Origin of the sequence: Acinetobacter sp. ACZLY 512 (assembly GCF_023614015.1) — a bacterium.
Taxonomy (GTDB): Bacteria; Pseudomonadota; Gammaproteobacteria; order Pseudomonadales; family Moraxellaceae; genus Acinetobacter; species Acinetobacter soli.
In genome coordinates this window covers 107,314-128,549 of record NZ_JAKIVI010000010.1, presented here as the reverse complement: position 1 = coordinate 128,549, position 21,236 = coordinate 107,314, and the positions used below count along the sequence as shown (strand labels likewise).

The window sequence follows — 21,236 nt, the reverse complement described above, 5'->3', positions numbered from 1 at the left end:
GTCTGGATATGCCTACCAAGATAAAACAAGGGTTTACAAGCAATTTCAATGACTTGTAAGCCCTTTTTTTATTGTCTGGCGTTTGTGATTTTGATTAAAATGTGTAAGTTTTCGGCGAATTTTGCACTGATTTATTTATCATTTTGCACTGATTTATTTATCATTAATTCTGCACTTAAAATCAATAGCTCACGCTTACCATCAATCTATTAGGATTGAACGCACCAAGCGTATTATCACCCCCATAAGTACATCTAAGCTGAAATCGTTTTGTTGTAGGTTCAAATGAATCATCAATTGCAGCTGATGCAGCAGCAGAACTTCCCCACGATGCAGTTGCAGTGACAATGTAGTTAGAATGAGGCGCAACTTGTGCCAACGTCACTAAAAATATACCGCCACTGATACGTTCAATACTTTCGATACCTACTGAGTGTCGCATGGTTTGGTCATTACCATTGAAGTTAGCAAAAGCGCGTACCGTTGGAATTGCAATATCAGTTGTGCCATCAAAATAGATATCATTAATCTTACGGGCTGTTTGGAGCTTATCAGCTGAGCTTGCTATGGCACTTAAAAGACCTTGTACAGTTAAATTACCTGTAATCGTTCCACCAGTCTTCCTTAAGAAATTATCTTCAACGTTTGAAGCTAAAGCGATTAAATCAGTATTTGTCGCAAGCAGGCTAAACAACTGATCATTTAGATTTGAATTGACCGCGATACCATTTTTTTCCAGAAGATTGCATAGCTCTTCCTGAATCATGTTTAGCCATGCTGGTGACAAATAGGTAGCATCCTGACCAGAGATATCACTGTTGTCATGAAAGCCACTTTTACCAGTACCAAACATATCTGGTCGTGCGTTGACAGTGTCAATCCGTTTCATACATTTACCTCATCAATTAAATATTCCAGATATGCGGGAAAATAGTTATCAAGAATGCAGCTCAAGTCAGCATTAACAGGCTTTTTTAGTACAAGCCTGACCTTATATCGAAGGATTTCTGTGTTGACCGGAGACGTAGACGTTGCAGTACATTGCATCGGTTTATAATTCTCAATAGCGACCAAATCGACACCAAATAAGGCTAGAAGTTCTTTAACGTAGGTACGACTAAGAATATTATTCTTACTCATCATCCATTTCAGCGTTTGCATACGTTCAGCTAGAGTCTTAGTCTCGCTAATTGAGCATTGCAGAGGCAAACCATATTCATTTTCATATTCAGCCAAAAGCTCTTCAGGAACATTCTGAATTGTTTTTAAGATTTGCTGAGAGTCGATATCAGCCTGTGCAATTGCTTTAGCATGTGCCTTTATGTCCTTGTTTATAATGGTATCTGTCGAAGTGCCATATCCGCCAACCGGCAGCAACTGCCGCAATACCATTGTATAAAGTTCTGTGAGTTGTTCTAACGTCATGATGACCTCTGCACATTCAGATAGCCAAGACGTAACCAGCCTGTGTGAAATGGATTGAGAATAGGCGTGATATTTGAATTTGGAGCTAGAACAACATCTGTGACACCAGATAGCTTTAAAATCCTTGATAGAAGTTGAATGTATTGATATTCATCCTGTGGAGCCAATTCATTCATATAAGCAGTAATCGTCGTTTCAACATCTGCTAAAGCAACAGTTCCAGATATCGTGGCTGATATGTTGATAAAATCTTTGTCTGGCGCATAAGCCTTGCTGTCAAAATAGAAATCAGACGCGGAATCTAATAAAGCCTGTGCTTCATCAATTTGACTTTGCACTGGTAACATTGGTGGATTGCTTTTGACGGTGAATGCAACATCCACAGAACCTATTCCACGCCGTTTCTTATAAACATAAACGTCTTTGACGTATGAAAGACTTTTAACAACTGACTTAATATCTGAAGAGCGATCACGAAAATAACCCAACTGCTTACGCTCAAGCAGACGTGCACGCCATGCTTCAAGTTCTTCCGTTTCTGATCCGCCAGCAATTGAGATGACTGTAGCTGTGCCTTGTAGACCTGCTACTGGACTAACCCATATTAATGTTTTACCTGAAAAATTCCATGCCGAGCCGACTTGATCAGCTACTACACTTATAGATGCTGGTACATTTGCAGAGAGCGTAACTGCACTTAAAACGCTCCAGTAATGGCCTTTACCATCGGTAAGTTTTGAACCCGCTGCAATGGTTAGACTTACATTTGATGTGGCTGTTACACTTCCAGAAGCAGAGGTTCCACCGTTACGCGGTAGTCCTAATTCTTCAGCGTGAATATATAAAAATGGTTCATCTGCTGTAGCTACAAATAACTGGCGCTGAATATAAGCTTGATGATGATATAAACCTTCTACAATAGAAGCTGTACCTGTTGCACGAATACCTGCATCTGAATCAGAACTTATCGTTAAGCCTGTACCGTTCCGAATTTCCTGAACAATTAAATTGTAGAGCTGTGAGTAGGTTTTAATTGAATAAGCCATATCAACCACCAACAGGAACAAAGTACTGAATCGTTTGCTTATCACCCGTCAAGCGTGTTACATCAATCGCCAGATCAACACGGCTTTTAGCACTTTGAGTCGCATTCACAACAATCGATTGAAATCGCCCAGGCACTAAATCAGAAAGTGCTTCTTCGGCATATTGTTTTGCAAGCAATACGTTACGTGCCAAGTCTTTAGAGCGCTTCAGTAAATAAAAACGACTACCTATTTTTGAATCAGCCCAATTTTTACCACGATGGATATTGAGTCGCTGACAAACACATTGCACATCATCATTGACGAAAGCTGCATCTAAGCTCAACAATACATAGTCTTTTGTTTCTAAATTAATATTCGCCATGTTGAATTACTCCATCGGTGAATCAGGTGTAGGGCTTGAGCCATGTTTGTGGCCGTTATATTTACTGCGCATTTCCTGCATTGAGCCTTTTTGGTCAGAGACTTCACGAGTGGATGAAATATTTCCATCTACGAATAAATCACCAGTGACGTGCGTTCCGTCTTCTTTTAACCAAACGCTATGACCGAACTGGTCATAAACACAGCTTTCACCCGACTCGACGTTGATCTTGATCGTACCTGCGGTGGTTGCAACGACAATTGATTTGGCAGTTTTTCCCTGAAGCGGAATCACCACCACACGTGCGCCTTCAGGAATATGAGAGCTAAAGCCGACTTGCTGAAATAGCTCAACTTCTTGCAGCGTTTCACCTGCATAACCCTTGAGCTGAAGTACGTCTGATCCGCCACGAGCCACAATGCCTTGAAAACTTTGACGAATTTGTCCCATTGCTTTTTTAATCTGTTGCGAGACTGCTCCCATCATGATTTTTTCTCCTTATAGACCAAGGGTTGCGCCCAGTCGCCTTGACGTTTAAGTAATAATTTTGTAGTTTTACCGCCAGATCTTGACAGCATGAACGTTCTGCCAATCACTGCCCATTTAGCCGTGGCTTGACTGATTGCATTGGTTTCTAAATTGACATACCAGCCAGTTGACCAGAGCTTTCCATCAATGAGCCAGTCAGCCACAGTCACCGTTAGAGTGTGGGCTTCAAAATCATTATCTTTTTTGATTTTATCTAATGCTGCGTCTGCTTCAGCTTTGGTTTCAACGTCACCTAAACTGACGATTTTTAATCGATTAAAGCTGTATTGAGTAGATGCTTTGGCTTCTGACAAAATATGCTGGCCTTTAGCATCCTGACTTAAGACCTTAAATTCTGTGAAAACGTTAGAAACGTCATTGTCACGCTTCAAAGATAAGATGTTATTGGTGTTGTCTAATGGCTTGATCAAACGTAGTGGTGTTTGAACCTGATAAGGATTAGCAAATGGATTGCCTACATTCAGTGTTGCATCTGGATCTAGCCAGACATGCTGTCCAGTGACCGCAGCAGCTTTGGCAATCGCATCCCAAAGTGACTCACTTGGCTCGACAGATACTTTATTCTTCAGCCAAGAATTATTTTGAATTTTGACAGTAGAAAATAATGAACCTAAGTCACCTGAGAGCACATATTTACCAATAAGTACTTCTAAAGTGACTTGCTTGCCATTAAAGATCGGAACAGAACAGTCAATTAACTGGCCTGTAAGATCACGGCCATTGATTTGCAGACCGTACCCATCTCTGTTTATTCCTTCAGATACGCTATCAGCGATTGATGTTAAAATGATTTGATCAGCATAATAGAGCTGGACTTTAGCACCGCCTTTGATCGACTTAGGAAGCAATAAACCATCTTCCTGATATAAAGTGAGTGACCAGTTTTCAGCTGGCGTGTCGATCTGGCTATCAATAGAGACTTCATCCCATTGCGTGATCGCAATTCCACCAATAACCAGCTTAAGTTCATTTCCTAAGTTATCTTGCATAGATCATCAACTCCATGCCAGCCAATAAAAGTGCAGGATTCTGCAAGTCTGGATTTAGACGACGAATTTCATCTGCACGGGTAAAATCCTGATAAAGCTGATGCGCCAGAAAATGCAGCGTGCATGGCACAATAACTTTGGTTGTAGTAATCGGTGGACGTGTCTGAATCAGTTCTTGTATTTGCAGATGAATCGTGTCTGCTAGCTCTTTATAGACCTGAATTTGAGTAACTGCGATAAATCCAACTTCAGCAGTCGTTTGCTCGCGCTCGGCATTAATAGCAGATTGTATGGTTTGACGATTTTGTTGACGTACAACAGCTAAATCAATTGGCGTCAAACTAATATCGTTGCCTTGTGCCATCTCATTACGAACGTTTGCAATAAGCTGCTGTGTGATTGAAATCATTGAAGCAACTTGTGTTGCACGCCAAAGTTGCTGTAATTCAGTTGGAGAATCATCATCTTGAAAAAGCTTTTCAAACCGTCCAACACGATTGACCAGATCACGCCATTTTGAAATCGCTGATATAGAGGTATCTACAGTAACCAGCTTAGTAATGTCATCAACCAGACTCACAATGTAATTTGCAGGCTCCAGAATATTTTCAATAGCTGACTTGGTGAGGTTGAAATAAGAACGTGTTGTATTAATGCCATTACGAAGATTCGTCACAACACTAAAAAATTGGTTACTATCGCTAAGCTGAAGTTTTTCTAAGAAGTTCTTAAAGCCATTGGCTGGAGCACCGATGATGCTAGCAGCGTCGATAGACGTAGGGTTAACAACAGGAACGAAAACTGCTTCTTTCTTTCCATCTGCGCGAAGAAATTCAAGTGAGACGGTGCAGAAATCAGGATTTTCAGCATCATGATGCACTGTATGATTAACAGAATAAACTTGCATGATGCCATCAATAGGGTGAATCAGCTCGCCCGATCCCGTCGCATCCATTGCCGCAATAAGCGCATCTAAATAAGTTTTATAATCTGACCCAGTAAATACAGCATTCAAAGATATTTTTTTAGGATCATTACCCATGTCTTCAACATAGGCTTTATCAGAATAGGGTGACTGTTTGATCGACAGGGATTTTGATGCAGTGGTATCCGTAGAAGTACACTCAAACGCTACTCCACGAAATGACGCATCTTGTAAATCATCTTTCCAGCCCATAAAAAACCTCACTACTATGAGGTTAATTTTGACTATGCGGCGACTGTAATTAAGGAGGAAATGTTTCCATCAATTTATTTAACAATCATATAGGCGGGTGGGGCACCTGACCGTTTTTCCTGCTGTGATGCATGCTGAGAAATACCATCAAGAAGAGAGCCACTAAAAGATAAAGGTTTATTCTGGCCGGTCACATTAATTAATGTATTTAATTTACTGAGCATGTCACGACTCAACTGAGTTTGTTGTTGTTGCTCGGTAATTTGCTGCTGAAGTAATGTCTGTTGTTCTTTACTTTTTTCAATTGCTTGTTGAACGAAATCTTGTTTTTCACCTGAACCACCAAAAAACTTATCGACAATCCCATAAAGATAATCATCCATAGGTTTAAATATTTGTGATCCCAAATAACCTGCACCCACCAGACCTGCTGCTGGAGCAACAGCAGATACGCCAGCGCGAGCAGCTAAACCACCAGCACCTTTGACAACTGATCCACCTTTACCACTCAATATCGTTGTAGCACCTGCACCAATTGCTATCCCTCCTAAAGCAACAGAAGCAGCATAAGCACTTGCTGCAAGAGTTTCATTGCCTTTGGCCCAATCCGTTATTCTATCTTTAGTATTTCCTAACGCATCTGAAAGTTGATCGTACATTTTAGATTGAGCGAATAGCTTTTCTTGATTCAAAGCCATATCTTTAGCCCACTCTGTCTGGCTCACCATTTGATAATCTGAATTGACTGTACCAGCAGATTGATGGAGTTCACCTGTAATTTTAGTCAAGTTATCCTTCTGATATGAAACAGCATAGGCAGCCATAAGTGCCTGACGATCTGCAATAATTTTACCAATTTCACTACCACCAGCAATATTAATCATGTCATCAATAGCCTGTTTACGGTCAGCGCTATTTGATGAGTTTTTAGCTTTTTCTTGTAACGCTTGATATTGTTTATTGCCTGCAAATTGGCGTTCCAAGAGCTTCATGAAAGCCTCTACACCGTACACACCTTGGCCACGTTGCTGAATTGCGTATGTGCTCCAGTCAAAAACCTCATGTGGTTTCTTTTTACCCTCAATACGAGTCGGATCACCTTTTTGAACCTTAACCTCATCACCAATTGATTTACTAAATTCTCGACTTGAAAGCTTAGTTAATAAATTAACCAAGTTATTACCAGCCTCGTCAGCTGTTGCTGCTGTAGTCATTGCAACTTGATTCATTCCAACCAGTTGAATAAAGCCTTCACGTCCAGAGTAACCCACAGATTTTGCTGCTGCCATTTGCTGTGCAAGCCATTTAGCCTGATCCTTATACTCAAATGAACCTAATTGACCACCGCGTACTGCAATATCATGACCCTCCTGAAGATTGGTTATGCCAAAATCCTGCATACGGGTTGTAAGCGTAGCGGCATCATTTGCACTGGCATTAGTCGAAAAGGCAGTTTTAACTGCAACATTGAGCGCATTTCTGACGTTGTTAAGCTCATATTTTCCTGAAGCTATTAATGTATTCGCAGCTTCTGCGGCATCTTCCCTTGTACCGCCTCCGGTACGTACCGCACCTTTAATGAATTCATTCAGTTGCCCACGTGCGGCAAGACGTGCTGAAGTGGACATACCTTGTCCACCCGTAGCTGTGGCGGCGATATAAGTAAGTTGTTGATCATAATCACGAGGCTTTTGTAGTACGTTTGCACCATACATACTCATTGCAGTTACACCACCTGCAATGGCAGTGCCTTTTTGCCATAATGAGCTTGTTTGCTGCACATGCTGTTGAGTGCGCCTACTCGATTGCTCAATCTGTTTTGTCCAGTTTGCAAGCTGTTGGGCCGATGTCACATTTTGCTTATAGAGTTGGCTTTGCAGCTTGGTTTGTATCGATTGCTGACGTAATACACCTTCAAGCATGCGATTTGTGCGTAAAAGCTGATCTCCAGCTCGTGCAGTGTTTATTGTTTCTCGCGTTCCAGCCTTAGCCGTACTAACAAATTTAGCCTGAGTATTACTGATCTGAGTCCACTGCTGATTAATTTTAGTCGTCGCAGTCACTTGCTGATCAGAGATGCGCTTCATCTCTTGTGACGCTTGTTGACCTTTAATCTGAAGCGTTAAAGAAACAGTGGTATTTCGATTGCTCATAGACTAAACCTGCTTTGGCTGTGAAAATTTACGCTTGGTTGCAACATAGGTGATGCCTTCAGAATTAGGCACGTTAGATTTTGTAGGGGATGCGTTAGATTCTTTTGATTTTCTTTGATGAGTATTATCAAGCCGCTCATCGTTCAATAGAGCAGTAGCCATATCAAGTCGCATATTGATTGCTGCCTGATATGGCACCCCGATTTGAAGCAAATCCCGAATTATTCTGACCCCAACTCGGAACTCTCGGCTGCTTCCTTTGCATCCAGTTCAACACGTTTGTCACTTAGATAATCTAAATTTGCGCGAGAAGAGTAACCAAGCATGTCATAAGTAATTTCATGCTCATTGCCATCCGCGTCAATCAGTCTCGTCATAATTGCCAGATCAGCAATCGCAATAAACTGACCTTCTTTGATAGCCGCTTGTCTTTGAAGATATTCAATAGCTGTCATCTGACGCATTATGATCTTTTTGCTTTTAATCTCGGTTTGGCCATCTAGCTTTTTTAATGCTACAGGTAAAGTGCCCTCAATTTGAATCATGATCTAATCCTTATACTTAAAGCGTTTCGTTGATGTAAGACAAGGCAAATCCTTGAAGATTTCGACGAGTTTCACCGTTTACTTCATATGCGTCAGAAATTTCCTGAACGTTGAAGTCGATATAAGTTTCACGAAAATTACCTGATTCAGACTCAATACTGAGTCGAGCATCTTCAACACCCATCCAGTCCACGGTGTCTTTTGAATCAGGAACGACAACTGCAACACTCACAGCGTATGTTTTAATACCATTTGCGGTGTAGCGAATTTCACCAGTACGATTCATTGTGGGAATCGGACGTTTACCTGTATTTTTAGTTGGATTGACTGTTGAACAGTCATACTCCTCACCATTAATACTTAAAACAATATAACCAACAGCTTTCTCAGCCATTTCTAAAGCCTCATTTATTGATGACTTATTGTTGAAGAAATGGCAGCATAAAAGCAGGCGGAAACGTTTCCATTAGTGCAAGGGCATGCTATGGGCAGGTATTACATCAAGAAGAATGACTTGTATCTCAAAGTCGATACAGATCCGGAATTGAATGGTTACTACGACTACGATGGAACAGAAGATTCATATTTAGATATGAGCCAGATGATTAGCTCAAATGTTAGATATAGTTGGGTGAAAAATAAAGATGATGCAAAATGGTTTGGAGACTCCCAGTCAGCCCACTATTATTTAATCAAAAAACGGAAAATGAAATTTTTTGAGGGTGCTGAAGTCGTTTAAGCCCCGACATGCGGGGCTTAATTCTAAAACTGAATTTCAGTAAACATCTATTGTTGCCGCAACAACATGCATGCCACGTACCCAGTATGCAGGAATTTTTGCCACTGCACGAGTTTTGTCATTAATGTCTTGAGACACGGTCAACTGATCTGATGAAGCAGTTACATTTTCTAAAATTTCAGCCTTTTCTAATTTATCAGCTTGAGCCAATAGGATAGAGCGAACATTACGACGAGCAGCAGCTGTATTTTTGCGGCGACGTTCTTTGTTCACTGCTGTTCGCATGACTTTGCGTGTGTAATCAATTGTCAAAGCACCATTAATGTCCAGCATTAAATCATCGTCATCTCCTGAATCGGGGTTTTGACGATAAGTCGAAATTGCACGAACGATTTCAGGATATCCATCAGCTCCAGTATCGATCATGCATACACCTTTATTTAAAGCCGCCTCAATACGCTCAAACTTAAGTTTATATTGATCAGCCACAGGTGTGATACCTAACAGATTCACACCGTTAAACGGAAGAGCAGGATCAGCTGAGTCTGCCAATGCTGCGGCCATAGCAGCAGCCAATTCAGCTTCTTCCCCAATGGCTCCGTGGTAGCAGACACAAAGGACGCGGTAGTTTGTCTTAACTGGAGCTTGGTTTGCAAATGTCTCAGCAGCAGTGATATTAGAAAATGGAATCACCAGAATTGCCGGCTTTTGATTGATTGGATCACTCACTGAATTTAGATGAGTGATCCAAGCAAGTGTATCTGTGCCAGCAGCTGGCGGCGCAGATACTGCGATGATGGTATGGCCGAGAGGGGCGATTGTGTCGAGTGTTGATTGAAGAGTCATTTCAAATTCCTAAATTAAATTACAATGTAGATAAATAATTTTGGATCTGTGCATCACTCCACGCTCCGTTGCCGTAAAACTCATAAGAAAAAATATCGGTATTATTTAGCGGCGTAGTGTCATCGGTCACAATCGATCTCACGTTCAAACCCATCGCTTTGATATCTTCCGAAGCTAGATTCGGATCAAGACCGCCTACAGAACCCGCGCTTACGATTGTTTTAGGCCCTATGAAAACTTTACATTGTGTGGGTGTGCGTAATACCGCTATCGTATATATTTTTCCTGCCGTCAATTCTTCTATTGGTATTTCTGTAACACCAACATTGACTGTTAAATATTTCTTTGTATCAACTAGACTGACTGAAAGACCTAGTAGCGGACCGTATGTGTTGAAAGAGAAAATACGGCTGATGGGTTTTTCTGTAGTCACCGCTGCTAATGTTGCGACTCGGAATTTAGAAACTAAAAGTACGCTTTTCGATTTATCATAGTTAAATACTGTTGCTGATTCATTTGCTCTAAATCCACAGTTATTAAACGAGACATAAGATCCGTTTGAATCGCTTTTTACTGTAGCATTTCCCGCACCAATCTTGATAATAAATGGATTAGGTAGCGTTTGCCCGTAAGAACCGTCAACTATGATATCAGATGGTAATAACGAAGATTTACCGCCTAATGCTGTGATATGAGTACTCGCGTTTAATGCAATTAGCGGCTCCCCAAGCTGGGTGATTACAGGACGCGAAACATAGTCGTTAATTGCTTCATTTAAACGAATAATGTTAGTCATGATGACTTCCTTTTGGTTTAGTTAATTACTGACGTTTGATATGGTTTTTTAATTGCAGCAATAGCGCATTTCTGAGCAATATAAACATTTTCAGAAGTAACTCTCGCTGGCGTGCCGTTAGGACCTTGAATATTTTTATTACTTAGCCAGTCTGATGTCGGTAAAATACGGCTCCCAAACACCGAACCATTTAGCTTGAATATTTCTAAGAACTTCAACAGAACAGCGTATGAAGCTGTTAGACATGGGATACCATCATCCAAGTGAAGCCCGTCTGATGTTAAGTTATTTAATCCGCCTAAGTCTTTTAAAGATGTACTTCTTAAATTCTGGACAGCAGTGCCAGCGGGGATCACATACTCAATTGGTGTGTCAACATGCAACTGCTGATATGCATCCTGTTGTTTTGCATAAAACTCTGCTGATGTGAAACTGCCACTACCATTCCAGTTCCAATTACCGTTGCGCTGGCCGTCGGGGGCGGAGGGAGTCCCATGCCACCCTAATCTTGTCGTGTAGTTTGTGTTGGCGTAGATGTAGTTAATTAAAGGATTTAGGTAGGGTGCGTATGAACTATAATCCCAACTTCTTGCTGATTGTTGTTGCAAGATGATGGTGTCAAAATTCAGAAAGTTAATACCTTCTTTAAAAGTTTTTGTGCCTTTTGACACCCAATAATCTGGGCCATCTGTATCATAAATCTCATAGTCATATACGGATTGATTATTTATAGCAAAATTATAGTGCTGTTCTAAGGTGCATCCCCCGTACATTAAAACTGATACCGAGAAATTGTTAAAACCGAGTTCTTTCAATAACCACGGGACGTACATAAACGCGTCTTGAGTGAATGAATTTCCGATCCCCAATATTTTAATCTTCTTATCGCCACTTCCAGAGATTGGCGACGACTTCGGGTAGGTTAGTCCCTGCTTATCAATACCAGAAATTAGACGCCCATTTTTATCTACAGTGGCGGATAGGTAGGAGGTACTTAAGTTTTGACTATATTTAACTTGGTTTCCAGATCGATCAATACCAGAAATTAGACGCCCATTTTTATCTACAGTGGCGGATAGGTAGGAGGTACTTAAGTTTTGACTATATTTAACTTTGTTTCCAGATCGATCAATACCAGAAATTAGACGCCCATTTTTATCTACAGTGGCAGATAGATAGGAGGTACTTAAGTTTTGACTATATTTAACTTGGTTTCCAGATCGATCAATACCAGAAATTAGACGCCCATTTTTATCGACGACTACAAATATTAAGTGTGGAGTGTTTATATCTTGTATAACTGCTTTTTTGATAATTTCGTTTGTTCTTTCAGTCGGTAAACCATCTTTTCCGATTTCGATCCATGTTCTACGACCATTTCTGTCCGTAATTATAGCCAACTCTTTCCCGTCCGTATTGGCACTTTGCAAAGTACGTTCATTGATACAAATGTTTGTATAGTTCTTCGCTGCTATTTCAACATTATCAGCTTTGATCTGCGCATCAAAAGCAGCAGTCTGAATCGCTTCAGCTTTTTTCACGTCAGCATAACTTTTTGCATTCGCTTCAGCAGCAGCGGTCTTAATATTGAGCAGATTTAAAATATTATTTGGAAGCTTAAAGAAATCAGTGCCGTTATAGTGATATTCACCGTTAATATCATTCGTTTGAGCGTTATTCGCTGGATCGTTTACAACACTAACAACTGAGTTCTTAGGGATAATTGCTATGTCAGCAAGCATCTGAGCCTTAGTGCGATAAGCTTTGAATACACCATTTTTTTGAATTAAATAAATCGAATACTCAAGGCGTTCAATGCGCTCATTTTGCTGCGAAGTATTCTGATTCAACTGACTTTCTACAGCTTGAACAGCACCCGCTGGTTCAAAATCTGTAGCATCGGCCTGAGCAGCTGAACCCAAATCAGCTTTAATTGACTCGACAACAATAGTACGTTTGATTTTTTTAGTCGTACCATTTTGAACTAACGGCAGCTCATCATCATCATTAAAATTGTTTGTTTCAGCTAGTTCACTGATTTTGACGCTGATTTGTTCTTCAGCCATGTATTAGCCCTCAGTCGTCAATTTTTTATCATTCTCTGTATTCAGATTATTCCCACCTTCAGTTGTTAAACTTTGCGGTGACATTGTCTGATTTAAAGAAAATGCTTGTACATCAACAAAACGATTGGTTTTAATCGCAGCAGTGATCATACGGCCAGCAATTGAATTGTTACCGAAAGCAGCATCTGCGGCGGCTTTGTCATAAACCGTTTCGGGCATATCCGGAGACGTTGTATCAGTTGTGATAAACAAAACTTTCTGTGTGTTGAGAGGTAATCCAGAGCGCTGTGTATTGATGTTTACATCGATGTAAGTGCCTGGTGTTTTAATGTAGGGAATAGACATTAGTTTTCACCTTTTAATTCGACCAGATCAGCAGCATCAGCAATACCGAAGTCTTCTGGATCAAAGTAGTAATTGAGATTAACGTGGGTCAGCATGGCTTCTGTTTCTGCATCTTCACGATCACGATCTGAAGCTTGAATGACGTATGAAGTCGTAAATTCTTGGGCTAATACAGATATTGATTGACTACGCGTGGTAGTATTAAAAATTGTTCGAGTTTTACCTAACTCAAGACCTGCTAAACCTTGAATATTCTGGCTAGATAAATCATTGTTGCTTAACAAGCGCTGTACACGATCCAGCATTTCAAACGTGCCTATATCTGCTCCAGCTCTATGTCGCTGTGATTCTTCATTACGCAAAGAACGAGCACCCACCAACACGACGAAAGTTGACTGATATTCAGTTTTGTTATGACTGGATTTTTTAGATATTGAACCTTGATAAGTCACCCAAATTGCTGGAAATAACTTCACAAATGCGAGCGTTTCATCATCAAATTCACCACCATACGTGCGGATTTCACGCACCCACGGCCAGAGCTTATTGGTGATCTGTTCAGCCATGACAGACTTAATGCCTTGCTCCACAATCGAAAGATTCAGGTCTACCATTTATTACCTCCCCAGTCGTGGCGTCCGACTTGGAACATCACATTATTAGAAGAGGTTTGCACTGGAGCTGATTCACCCGCAGGTGTACCGCCAATCGCAATTGTGCCTTTGGCAATTTCCTTTAAAGACTTAACAGCATTGTCATAACGAGTTTTTATCGGATCATTTTCAGAAATTGCACCCGTACAAGCATGGTAACGGGCTATATTGCACGCAATCGCTTCTAAAAATGGTGGTACAGCAGGCAACGGTAGTTGATAGCGACTTGCAAGATAACCATCAACCTCAGAGTTCGCTTCAGCAAGTGCCGCATTAAGCTTATCGTAATTAATGATATCTTCATAAGGAGCTTCAGTGTCAGTGAGCTGGATCAATTCACGTTCACCAAATTTCTTGAGCATCCCATCTACCGTTGCATACATGACTTAAGCTCCAGTACCTGTTGATCCAACAGCCTGTTGCCACAAACCAAAGCCAGCAACCCCCCGTGCTTCAGCACCGTAACGATACTTTTTACGCATGAAGACGTTATCGCTATTCATGTCGAACTGAGCAACAAAGACAGGCTTTTTACGTGGCTGGAATACAATAGGTTTGATCTTTCGTGAGGCATCAAGTAAATGCCATTCAGTTGTAGTTGCCAGCCAACCACAGACCAGTACTTCAACGGCATTTTTATATGGATTCGGCTTACCGTCTTCCAAACGATCTGTCGTGACCAAAACGTTTGCTGTTTCACGCAAAGCCGGTGGAACAACCAACAAGCTTGGACTTAAATTAAGTGGTTCACCTTCAGAATCTTTTAAAGACGTCATCAGCGTAATTGCAGCACCAAGACTCGCTTGAGCTTCAGCCAAAGTTGCGGCACTCAATGGCGCAGTAATCTTATTGCTGTACGTTTCAACGCTTTTACCGTCACCAACCTTATGATCAGTGGCATAAAATGTTTTGCCGTCATAGCATTTTTCACTAAATCCCTTAGTCAAAACTTTAAAGACCAAACCATCTGGCCAGCGCTTAGCTGACTCAGCAACAGATTCAGTTTCAATGGTGTACATTCCCAAGTTATCGTCTTCGATATCGTTACGATCAACTTCAACAGTGCCTTCATAATCTTCATTGACTAAGATGTAAGCGTGGCCTGTTAATTTCTTTACTGCTTTATCGCCAATCCATTTACGTAAAGCAGGGAAGCGGTCTGTCCATGCATATGTATTTGATGCCCCAGTACTTGGTACAGTCATTGCCACTTTGTCATAATTGCTTTCTGTAGAAGCAAAAGCCCCATCAAAAACCTTTTTAATGCTTGTACTTAAAGCAGCCAGAATGCGCGCGCCATTTTGTTCATTAATGATCATGTATTAAATCTCCACCCATACGCAGTCACGATATTGCGTATCAAAGCCCATAAATTTCCCCGCTAAAGGGCGTGTACTTCCAGCACCTGCTGTTTTTGCAACGGTTTGGTTATCTTCGACATAAACCTGTGAGCCAATGTCTGCTTGTCCTACAGCATCAGTTGTAGAATTTCGGAATAGGAACTGCTTTTTGCGACGAGCACATGCAATAACATCGGCATCAGCACCGCCTGTGTTGTCCGCCGATTTATCCCATACACCTAAAACTTTTTGAGTTGCTGCAACAGCAACAGTTGAAGAAATGGCAAGACCTGTAGCATCAACGACAGCAAATGTGCCTTCTAAAACAATCGCATTTGCTTTTAAGGAGAGTGGTAATAGCTCACCATCACGCATTTCAGTGACGATTGGGATTTGAGTAGCTGTCATAAATTAAGCTCCAATAGTTGCAGGGTCTAAACCAAATTGACTGGCAATACTTGCAGTAATGTCATCCACAGGCTGTTGATGTTGCTGGTGATTAGCCGCTAGATTCAGCTGCTGCGTTTGTTTTTGGGTCAAAGCCGCAATTTTGGGTAAGCCTTCAAGATGAGCCTTAACAAAATCAGGATTGGTTTTGGCCTGATCTTTCACCCAGTTAATGGTTGCTTCACCTGTGAGGCGTCCATCACTACATGCCGCGACAATCAAGTCATCAATTTCTTTAGCTTTGATTGCGGCATCAGCATTACCTGCTTTGGCAACTGCTTCTTGATATACAGCCATCGGTACAAACTGAGTTAGATCAGGCTTGGCTTGACTGTTAGCAGCCATTTTAATTTGATCAATAGCTGCAATCGCATCAAAAAGGTTTTGACTATTGGCTGCGACAGCCACACCCGTTTTATCTTTGATTTGAGCTTGGAGTTTGCTAAGTTCTGCCATAATTTCTTCTGCTGTGGCTGACAAGGGCAGATTCAGCATCCAGCGCAACTGTTCTAATAACTCATCCATTTCGGAGTCCTGTTGGGTTAAATTTTGAGAAAAGTAATCCTGTGCTGCCGCAGCAAGCTTGGCTTCGGGCAACTGGTCAAGGGCAGGGGTATTAGTTAAAGCGACATGCAACAAGCCAAGAATTTCACCTGTTGGGTTATAAAGAAAAACAGGTGATAAATATTTGTATTCTTCCGACGCAATAAATTCTTTTGCTTTATCCGTCCATTCAAATTGCGTACTACATAGTCCCACCCCACTAACGTAAGTAAATGCACCTGACTTTAACCAACCCGATGCTGGAGCAGGCGCACCCAATTCTTGTGCTTTTAATGTGGCATGTTCATAATCAATCACCATATCAATGGTACGTTGATTCAATGCCGCAGCCATTTGCTGCCCACGCTCAGGCGTTAAATTCCAGTGCGGGGCATCAAACGGACGACCATCTAGTCCACGGAAAATCCCTTCTGGAATAAGTACCATATGGTTTTGTGTCGTAGATAAGTCGAATGCGCATGAAGCGGTAAGCAGTGTCTTTTTCATAACATCGGGTTTTAAGGCGATGTCATCAGCTTAGTGTTTGACCCTGATAAAAAGAGTTGGAATTCTTTCCGAAAAATCGATAAATCTGTATTTGTTGTTTTAAGGCGTTATAAGCTGTTATTTTTATATAGACGATAGATTCATGGTTTTCAGTGTTTTCATTCAAAATATAAAAATCTAACGTCTATCTAACGCTGTGTTTAAGCTTAACCGAATATCGATTTATAAAAATGATCAGCATCATCCCAAATGGCCTGTTCCGCTTCGTGCTGCAAATTACCACTGGCATCCATCGGAATAAACGGGCGGGCAGGGATGTTTCCCCAAGGAATGGGTTTGTTTCGAGCGTTTTTACCATATTGCCCTTGCTTGGCACCGAACTGGTGAGTAGGAGCTTTAGGGTCATTTGTACCAATCATGACCTCATTATCCTTTACAGCCGTGACAATGCTTCTACGTAACTGACCTGATTGATGTAAAATTTTACCTGCTTTACGTCGAGCCAATGTCACAGCACTTAAACCTGCCCATGCAGGTCGACCTTCATTATCAAAATTATCTTCAACGACTGTTAACAAACTATTGGCTATTGAATGACTAAGCCGAATAGGTTGATCAAGATGTTCAGCAACAGTATGTAACTTCTCAACAAGCAACTGGTCATTGATTTGTATGATGCTCATAATTTAAACTATTCCTTGAGATGGTAGTTTCCAAATAGAATGGTTACGGTTTAGCGTATTGCTACTCAGTATTATGCTGTGCAAGTCAGCCGCCATCTCCTCATCGAATTGATTCGTACTGGTTTGCATTCAAACCGTCAAGAATTGCCTTATTCTGCACCTTAAAAATACTTACAATTTCCATCACGCCATTTTGATTTCGTGCAGAAAGCTTCAGTACGTCATCCTCGTGTTGCTTGACCAGTGCGGGTAATAAATATAAAACGCTGTCATTTTTTACATCATAGACAACCTGTTCAGCTTGAGTGATCAATTGTGGGAGCTTCATCCACTCCTCAATACTAGGTGCATTACCAGCTTCAGTATGCCGTTGCGCTTTTTTGCCAACCATCAAGTGGTCGCTAATCGTCATAACCGGACTACCAACCACTTGACCTTTCTGTGTTAAAAACTCGATTTCTTTGGCTTGAATCACACCAACGGTACTGGTTTTATTCTGAGGCTTGGCAAAGCTCATCGAGTTTTTGACAAAAGCCTCATGTGCTTTAATACGTGGCCGAGCATTTAGCATCTGCTGCACCTGTTGTAAGCCTTTAGTTGTTCCCATCAAATCCGTAGCACGTTTGGTTAAAACCGTATCTAATAAATAGCTACTGGCAGGGGAGCCATTAAAACCCGCAGCAGGGGCGAATGTCAGGGTTTCTCCTGATTTAATCGGAATATTAAACTGAGTACGTTTAGCGAATACATCAGCACCCGTATTACGGTCTGTACCAACTTTCTCATTCACTTCTGAGCTGTAGCCATCACTCGATAAAACCTCACGTTCACCTACTTCACGGGCAGATCTGGCAATGATGCGACATTTACAACCCCATTCACTTGGCGGATAAGCAACGTTCCAGAATGGATCGTCATATCGAAAAATACAACCGTTTAATGCCACGTGCTGCTTTCGTGGATTAGAAATCGTAATATGACGCCATTCCCAATACGGGCGGGTTTCAGCACCCGCCAGCATGGCTTTGTAACGCCCCGCAGAAAATGCGCTCTGCATATTGGTGTCATAAATGGTACGCAGGCGACGAGGGCTACCCAGTTGCACTTCTTGATCTAAACCTTCTGGGTTTTTAACCGTTTTACGCCCCCACCAGCCTTTATCTTGCAAGACGGGTGTTAGGTTGGCTTTCCACTTTTCAAAGCTCTGACCGCTCTCTAACGCGGTTATAAGCGATTTACGAATGTCTTGCAGAATATCAATCCGAGCAACTTTTGCGACCGTAAATGCACGGCTATGCGCATCGTCTAAAGTTTCATGCCAGTCCCAACCAATTTTAAATCCCTTATTTTTTAGGTAATCAATTGCATCAGTTGGGGGCAAATTGAATAATGCATTGAGTTCTGGCCGTTGAGGTATTGGCATTAGCTTTCACTCTCAACGCTAAGACGTCCCATAACTTCACATGCAAAAATCAAACGGGTGAGTTTGTCTTGTAAAGCAGGCTCATCATCATTCGGGTAGGCATCTTGCAGGAGTGTTAGAACTTCATCTTTATTTTGACCCGACTGGATTTTTTTAAATAAATCTTGCGTCCAGTCCTGAACCGTGGCTTGAGCTATTGCAGTCTGCTCATTGAGAAGCATCTGCATGGCTTGGTCTTCGATGGGTAATTGAGCGCTATTGGCTGCGAGTAATTGTCCATTCAAGTGAGGCTGATATCGATTGATCGCTAAACTAGGTACAGTCGATACTGGCTCTTTTTGAACGCTAAGCACTGGCTCATCATCATCGGCAGGCTCAGGAATTCCCAACTTTTTATGTGCCCAAGCACGCGGTATTCTGAAACCTAAAGGCACAAGTTTATCTAGTGAATTACTAAATGACTCCATGTCTTCAATATCAGATGTGTCAAAAGCAAATGCTGGATAACGGTCTTCAGTCACATTAGGATAATTTAAGCGCATCATATGACTGATCAAACTATCAGTGATTGACCGGCTCAATTGCTTGGCATCAGACTTGACTAATTTATCAAACTGAACTTCATGGGTTTTACTTTGTGCATTGGTACTGGTTTTACCATCTGCTTGAGAGAGCAAAGTACCACCAACAATGGCTTTAGATTGACTTTGTTCACACCATTTGATTAGTGCCATATGATTATCAGTATCGCCCGTAGCGGCTGATTCAAAATCGATACTCATGCCTTGAGGGATTGCACCACCAGCATTGCGGCCAATCATCATCACCGCACGAAGCAAAGTCATTTTCTCTTCAGCTGTTGCACCAGAGGGATATTTACCAACTCGGATAGGCAGACCATAGATTTCCAGAAATTCCATGACATCTCGGATACCATAGTTCTTAAACAGAAATGGCCATGACAAAATGCGATGTAATCCTGAACGAGCGATGTAACCGGATTTGGCTTTGTGTCGATGAATGAACCAGCCAAAATCTAGAAAATCCACACCATCCGGTGAGCCATCATTGATTCTTAATTCATTCGGCTGGTTATAAGGAGTCATAAAATTACGAGGATTTATATGCTCAAAAGACTTTGGTAGCCAAAGACTACCCATCTGATGCCATTCAATCTCTTGGCATGAATAACCATGACCAACGCCATCCATTGCATCAAATAAAAACATCTCAAAGTCTTTAATGTCATCAATCCACTCAGTAACTTCTTCAGCAATTTTTTTTTCTTGTGCAGTCGCATTTTTGGGAGGGTTTACATTCCACTCCAGTCCATTCAATCCCTTTTTACGCTTATCCATCTCACTAAAAATATGAGTGTCTTTTTCTTCCATGTCCGAAAATAGATCAGCCTGAGCAGTCAGATTACCTTGTTCTGCATCGGTTAATAGTCGATTTAAACGTTCTGGTGTCAAACCAACCGTTGGATGTTCCTGCCACTGGTTTGCTAACCATGCAATCTCAGCAGTTTGATTGGTTTCTAACGCGCTGCGATCTGGAACGTTAGATTTAGATTTTTTCTTAGCCATAAAATTAAGCACAATACGAGATTGTGCCTAATGTGAAAGATTTGCTGTTAGAAATGGATTGGAAATATTTCCATTCATAAAAACTTGCACTGAATTCTATGTCATCAATATACTGTTCAAACAAACAACTCAATAACATCATAATTTTAGGGGAATACGATGCAAAAAATATTATTAGGTACTTTAATTGTCCTACTCTCTACATCAACAGTCTTTGCAAAAGGCAGACAGCCATGTTCAGGCAGCAAAGGTGGCATTAGCCACTGTCAGGGCAAACTATTTATCTGTAAAGATGGTTCAGTTAGCCAATCTAAAAAAGTGTGTAGTCGTCAATAAAGCAAAATAAAGAGAAGGGTAAAGCCCTTCTCTGATCTATTATTCTTTTTCATCAGCTTCATAAGCTTGATCGTAAGTCATATTGACCCGTTCAGCACATTGAGTTTTCGATTTCAAAAAGTCTTCTTTTTCTTTTCTATAAATCTTTCGATTCGTTGCCGTATCTTCTTTAAGCAAATTGCCCATAACACCAGCGTAAATGTAAAGATCGCCTAAAGCTGTATCACATTTTGCATAAGGAGAAGCAACATCACTGGATGGAAAGTAAGGACGTCCCATCGGTTGTTTGGCTTCAACTTCACTATAAGGTTTATTGACGTAATTAGGCCAATCAGTCATAACATATTTTGAAAATGTACTGTATTCACCTAACTTAAAAGCATCATTGAGAAATTTCTCGTCTTCATCAATTTTATTTAGTAAGTTTTTTGCAAACTCGTGAGCCTGTTCCGGAGTAATATCTTCCTGATTTGGTTGAGATGAATTCTGTGTGACCGAGTTTAATTCTCTTTGCTCACTGGTCTGAGGAGACGTTGTTTCTAATTTTGGTGATTCTGAATTAGAGCATGCAGCCAGACTCATCATACAAATTAAACTAGTTGAAGCTGTTTTTTTCATAAATTTCCCCTGAGTACTAAGCAGCCATCTTACTTAAGTTATGAGGGATTCAAAAGTTAA

25 protein-coding genes are annotated in these 21,236 nt (G+C 41.1%); 2 read left to right on the top strand and 23 right to left on the bottom strand.

Translation table 11 applies throughout. The features are described 5' to 3' along the window. Positions 1 to 181: 181 nt before the first annotated feature. The 10 genes from L2096_RS12175 to L2096_RS12130 form a co-directional block, all read right to left on the bottom strand. Entirely contained in the window at positions 182 to 889 is a 708-nt protein-coding gene (locus tag L2096_RS12175) for a hypothetical protein (protein ID WP_250365513.1), read from the bottom strand. Beyond that, on the bottom strand, positions 886 to 1,425 hold the full coding sequence (locus tag L2096_RS12170; RefSeq protein WP_250365512.1) for a putative phage tail protein: 540 nt from the start codon (positions 1,423 to 1,425) through the stop codon (positions 886 to 888). Before L2096_RS12170 ends, L2096_RS12175 begins: the two co-directional genes overlap by 4 nt. Further along, complete coding sequence (locus L2096_RS12165) at positions 1,422 to 2,471, bottom strand: baseplate J/gp47 family protein (RefSeq protein WP_250365511.1); 1,050 nt, start codon at positions 2,469 to 2,471, stop codon at positions 1,422 to 1,424. The genes L2096_RS12170 and L2096_RS12165 overlap by 4 nt, the downstream gene beginning before the upstream one ends. Before the next feature lies 1 nt (position 2,472). Next, complete coding sequence (locus L2096_RS12160) at positions 2,473 to 2,835, bottom strand: phage GP46 family protein (protein WP_218261826.1); 363 nt, start codon at positions 2,833 to 2,835, stop codon at positions 2,473 to 2,475. A 6-nt stretch (positions 2,836 to 2,841) separates the two neighbouring features. Further along, entirely contained in the window at positions 2,842 to 3,321 is a 480-nt protein-coding gene (locus L2096_RS12155) for a phage baseplate assembly protein domain-containing protein (protein ID WP_250365510.1), read from the bottom strand. Further along, on the bottom strand, positions 3,318 to 4,373 hold the full coding sequence (locus L2096_RS12150) for a phage baseplate assembly protein (protein ID WP_250365509.1): 1,056 nt from the start codon (positions 4,371 to 4,373) through the stop codon (positions 3,318 to 3,320). Before L2096_RS12150 ends, L2096_RS12155 begins: the two co-directional genes overlap by 4 nt. Then, entirely contained in the window at positions 4,363 to 5,550 is a 1,188-nt protein-coding gene (locus tag L2096_RS12145; RefSeq protein WP_250365508.1) for a DNA circularization protein, read from the bottom strand. Before L2096_RS12145 ends, L2096_RS12150 begins: the two co-directional genes overlap by 11 nt. Positions 5,551 to 5,624: 74 nt before the next feature. Then, positions 5,625 to 7,703 carry a phage tail tape measure protein gene (locus L2096_RS12140; RefSeq protein WP_250365507.1) on the bottom strand — a complete coding sequence of 693 codons (2,079 nt, stop codon included), beginning with the start codon at positions 7,701 to 7,703 and terminating at the stop codon, positions 5,625 to 5,627. Positions 7,704 to 7,924: 221 nt separating this feature from the next. Beyond that, complete coding sequence (locus L2096_RS12135) at positions 7,925 to 8,248, bottom strand: hypothetical protein (protein WP_250365506.1); 324 nt, start codon at positions 8,246 to 8,248, stop codon at positions 7,925 to 7,927. Positions 8,249 to 8,264: 16 nt separating this feature from the next. Then, positions 8,265 to 8,642, bottom strand: a complete 378-nt coding sequence (locus L2096_RS12130) for a hypothetical protein (RefSeq protein WP_149930861.1) — start codon at positions 8,640 to 8,642, stop codon at positions 8,265 to 8,267. A 75-nt stretch (positions 8,643 to 8,717) separates the two neighbouring features. On the opposite strand from L2096_RS12130, the gene L2096_RS12125 reads away from it, so the two are divergent. Further along, on the top strand, positions 8,718 to 8,987 hold the full coding sequence (locus L2096_RS12125) for a hypothetical protein (protein ID WP_250365505.1): 270 nt from the start codon (positions 8,718 to 8,720) through the stop codon (positions 8,985 to 8,987). A 36-nt stretch (positions 8,988 to 9,023) separates the two neighbouring features. Here L2096_RS12125 and L2096_RS12120 read toward each other — a convergent pair whose 3' ends face one another. The 12 genes from L2096_RS12120 to L2096_RS12065 form a co-directional block, all read right to left on the bottom strand. Further along, positions 9,024 to 9,833, bottom strand: coding sequence for a phage tail sheath C-terminal domain-containing protein (locus tag L2096_RS12120; RefSeq protein ID WP_250365504.1), 810 nt, complete (start codon positions 9,831 to 9,833; stop codon positions 9,024 to 9,026). A 19-nt stretch (positions 9,834 to 9,852) separates the two neighbouring features. Continuing rightward, positions 9,853 to 10,629, bottom strand: coding sequence for a hypothetical protein (locus tag L2096_RS12115; protein ID WP_250365503.1), 777 nt, complete (start codon positions 10,627 to 10,629; stop codon positions 9,853 to 9,855). Between the two features lie 17 nt (positions 10,630 to 10,646). Then, entirely contained in the window at positions 10,647 to 12,695 is a 2,049-nt protein-coding gene (locus tag L2096_RS12110) for a DUF4886 domain-containing protein (protein ID WP_250365502.1), read from the bottom strand. A gap of 3 nt (positions 12,696 to 12,698) precedes the next feature. Continuing rightward, positions 12,699 to 13,040, bottom strand: coding sequence for a hypothetical protein (locus L2096_RS12105; protein WP_250365501.1), 342 nt, complete (start codon positions 13,038 to 13,040; stop codon positions 12,699 to 12,701). Next, entirely contained in the window at positions 13,040 to 13,654 is a 615-nt protein-coding gene (locus tag L2096_RS12100; RefSeq protein ID WP_250365500.1) for a phage protein Gp37, read from the bottom strand. Before L2096_RS12100 ends, L2096_RS12105 begins: the two co-directional genes overlap by 1 nt. After that, a complete protein-coding gene (locus tag L2096_RS12095) occupies positions 13,648 to 14,076 on the bottom strand; it encodes a gp436 family protein (RefSeq protein WP_250365499.1) in 429 nt (142 codons plus the stop codon). The genes L2096_RS12100 and L2096_RS12095 overlap by 7 nt, the downstream gene beginning before the upstream one ends. Before the next feature lie 3 nt (positions 14,077 to 14,079). After that, complete coding sequence (locus L2096_RS12090; protein ID WP_076032317.1) at positions 14,080 to 15,012, bottom strand: Mu-like prophage major head subunit gpT family protein; 933 nt, start codon at positions 15,010 to 15,012, stop codon at positions 14,080 to 14,082. A gap of 3 nt (positions 15,013 to 15,015) precedes the next feature. Further along, entirely contained in the window at positions 15,016 to 15,441 is a 426-nt protein-coding gene (locus L2096_RS12085; RefSeq protein ID WP_250365498.1) for a hypothetical protein, read from the bottom strand. Positions 15,442 to 15,444: 3 nt separating this feature from the next. Beyond that, a complete protein-coding gene (locus tag L2096_RS12080; RefSeq protein WP_250365497.1) occupies positions 15,445 to 16,530 on the bottom strand; it encodes a phage protease in 1,086 nt (361 codons plus the stop codon). 206 nt (positions 16,531 to 16,736) lie between these two features. Then, on the bottom strand, positions 16,737 to 17,213 hold the full coding sequence (locus tag L2096_RS12075; RefSeq protein WP_149931184.1) for a phage virion morphogenesis protein: 477 nt from the start codon (positions 17,211 to 17,213) through the stop codon (positions 16,737 to 16,739). 100 nt (positions 17,214 to 17,313) lie between these two features. Further along, positions 17,314 to 18,636 (bottom strand): phage head morphogenesis protein, encoded by a 1,323-nt coding sequence (locus L2096_RS12070; protein ID WP_250365496.1) that lies wholly within the window; start codon positions 18,634 to 18,636, stop codon positions 17,314 to 17,316. Further along, complete coding sequence (locus L2096_RS12065; RefSeq protein WP_250365495.1) at positions 18,636 to 20,222, bottom strand: DUF935 domain-containing protein; 1,587 nt, start codon at positions 20,220 to 20,222, stop codon at positions 18,636 to 18,638. The genes L2096_RS12070 and L2096_RS12065 overlap by 1 nt, the downstream gene beginning before the upstream one ends. Positions 20,223 to 20,381: 159 nt before the next feature. Here L2096_RS12065 and L2096_RS16160 point away from each other — a divergent pair, with 159 nt between their 5' ends. After that, entirely contained in the window at positions 20,382 to 20,558 is a 177-nt protein-coding gene (locus tag L2096_RS16160) for a YdcA family protein (protein WP_502801296.1), read from the top strand. 39 nt (positions 20,559 to 20,597) lie between these two features. On the opposite strand, the gene L2096_RS12060 is transcribed toward L2096_RS16160, so the two are convergent. Beyond that, complete coding sequence (locus L2096_RS12060) at positions 20,598 to 21,176, bottom strand: hypothetical protein (RefSeq protein WP_250365494.1); 579 nt, start codon at positions 21,174 to 21,176, stop codon at positions 20,598 to 20,600. Between the last annotated feature and the right edge of the window lie 60 nt (positions 21,177 to 21,236).

Bases quoted from the DNA above. Each gene is read 5' to 3' on its own strand.
- L2096_RS12115 (WP_250365503.1), bottom strand. From the start codon at position 10,629: ATGACTAACATTATTCGTTTAAATGAAGCAATTAACGACTATGTTTCG.
- L2096_RS12150 (WP_250365509.1), bottom strand. From the start codon at position 4,373: ATGCAAGATAACTTAGGAAATGAACTTAAGCTGGTTATTGGTGGAATT.
- L2096_RS12090 (WP_076032317.1), bottom strand. From the start codon at position 15,012: ATGATCATTAATGAACAAAATGGCGCGCGCATTCTGGCTGCTTTAAGT.
- L2096_RS12095 (WP_250365499.1), bottom strand. From the start codon at position 14,076: ATGTATGCAACGGTAGATGGGATGCTCAAGAAATTTGGTGAACGTGAA.
- L2096_RS12140 (WP_250365507.1), bottom strand. From the start codon at position 7,703: ATGAGCAATCGAAATACCACTGTTTCTTTAACGCTTCAGATTAAAGGT.
- L2096_RS12085 (WP_250365498.1), bottom strand. From the start codon at position 15,441: ATGACAGCTACTCAAATCCCAATCGTCACTGAAATGCGTGATGGTGAG.
- L2096_RS12080 (WP_250365497.1), bottom strand. From the start codon at position 16,530: ATGAAAAAGACACTGCTTACCGCTTCATGCGCATTCGACTTATCTACG.
- L2096_RS12145 (WP_250365508.1), bottom strand. From the start codon at position 5,550: ATGGGCTGGAAAGATGATTTACAAGATGCGTCATTTCGTGGAGTAGCG.
- L2096_RS12105 (WP_250365501.1), bottom strand. From the start codon at position 13,040: ATGTCTATTCCCTACATTAAAACACCAGGCACTTACATCGATGTAAAC.
- L2096_RS12155 (WP_250365510.1), bottom strand. From the start codon at position 3,321: ATGATGGGAGCAGTCTCGCAACAGATTAAAAAAGCAATGGGACAAATT.
- L2096_RS12135 (WP_250365506.1), bottom strand. From the start codon at position 8,248: ATGATTCAAATTGAGGGCACTTTACCTGTAGCATTAAAAAAGCTAGAT.
- L2096_RS12170 (WP_250365512.1), bottom strand. From the start codon at position 1,425: ATGACGTTAGAACAACTCACAGAACTTTATACAATGGTATTGCGGCAG.
- L2096_RS12130 (WP_149930861.1), bottom strand. From the start codon at position 8,642: ATGGCTGAGAAAGCTGTTGGTTATATTGTTTTAAGTATTAATGGTGAG.
- L2096_RS12065 (WP_250365495.1), bottom strand. From the start codon at position 20,222: ATGGCTAAGAAAAAATCTAAATCTAACGTTCCAGATCGCAGCGCGTTA.
- L2096_RS12110 (WP_250365502.1), bottom strand. From the start codon at position 12,695: ATGGCTGAAGAACAAATCAGCGTCAAAATCAGTGAACTAGCTGAAACA.
- L2096_RS12120 (WP_250365504.1), bottom strand. From the start codon at position 9,833: ATGACTCTTCAATCAACACTCGACACAATCGCCCCTCTCGGCCATACC.
- L2096_RS16160 (WP_502801296.1), top strand. From the start codon at position 20,382: ATGCAAAAAATATTATTAGGTACTTTAATTGTCCTACTCTCTACATCA.
- L2096_RS12165 (WP_250365511.1), bottom strand. From the start codon at position 2,471: ATGGCTTATTCAATTAAAACCTACTCACAGCTCTACAATTTAATTGTT.
- L2096_RS12060 (WP_250365494.1), bottom strand. From the start codon at position 21,176: ATGAAAAAAACAGCTTCAACTAGTTTAATTTGTATGATGAGTCTGGCT.
- L2096_RS12100 (WP_250365500.1), bottom strand. From the start codon at position 13,654: ATGGTAGACCTGAATCTTTCGATTGTGGAGCAAGGCATTAAGTCTGTC.
- L2096_RS12160 (WP_218261826.1), bottom strand. From the start codon at position 2,835: ATGGCGAATATTAATTTAGAAACAAAAGACTATGTATTGTTGAGCTTA.
- L2096_RS12075 (WP_149931184.1), bottom strand. From the start codon at position 17,213: ATGAGCATCATACAAATCAATGACCAGTTGCTTGTTGAGAAGTTACAT.
- L2096_RS12070 (WP_250365496.1), bottom strand. From the start codon at position 18,636: ATGCCAATACCTCAACGGCCAGAACTCAATGCATTATTCAATTTGCCC.
- L2096_RS12175 (WP_250365513.1), bottom strand. From the start codon at position 889: ATGAAACGGATTGACACTGTCAACGCACGACCAGATATGTTTGGTACT.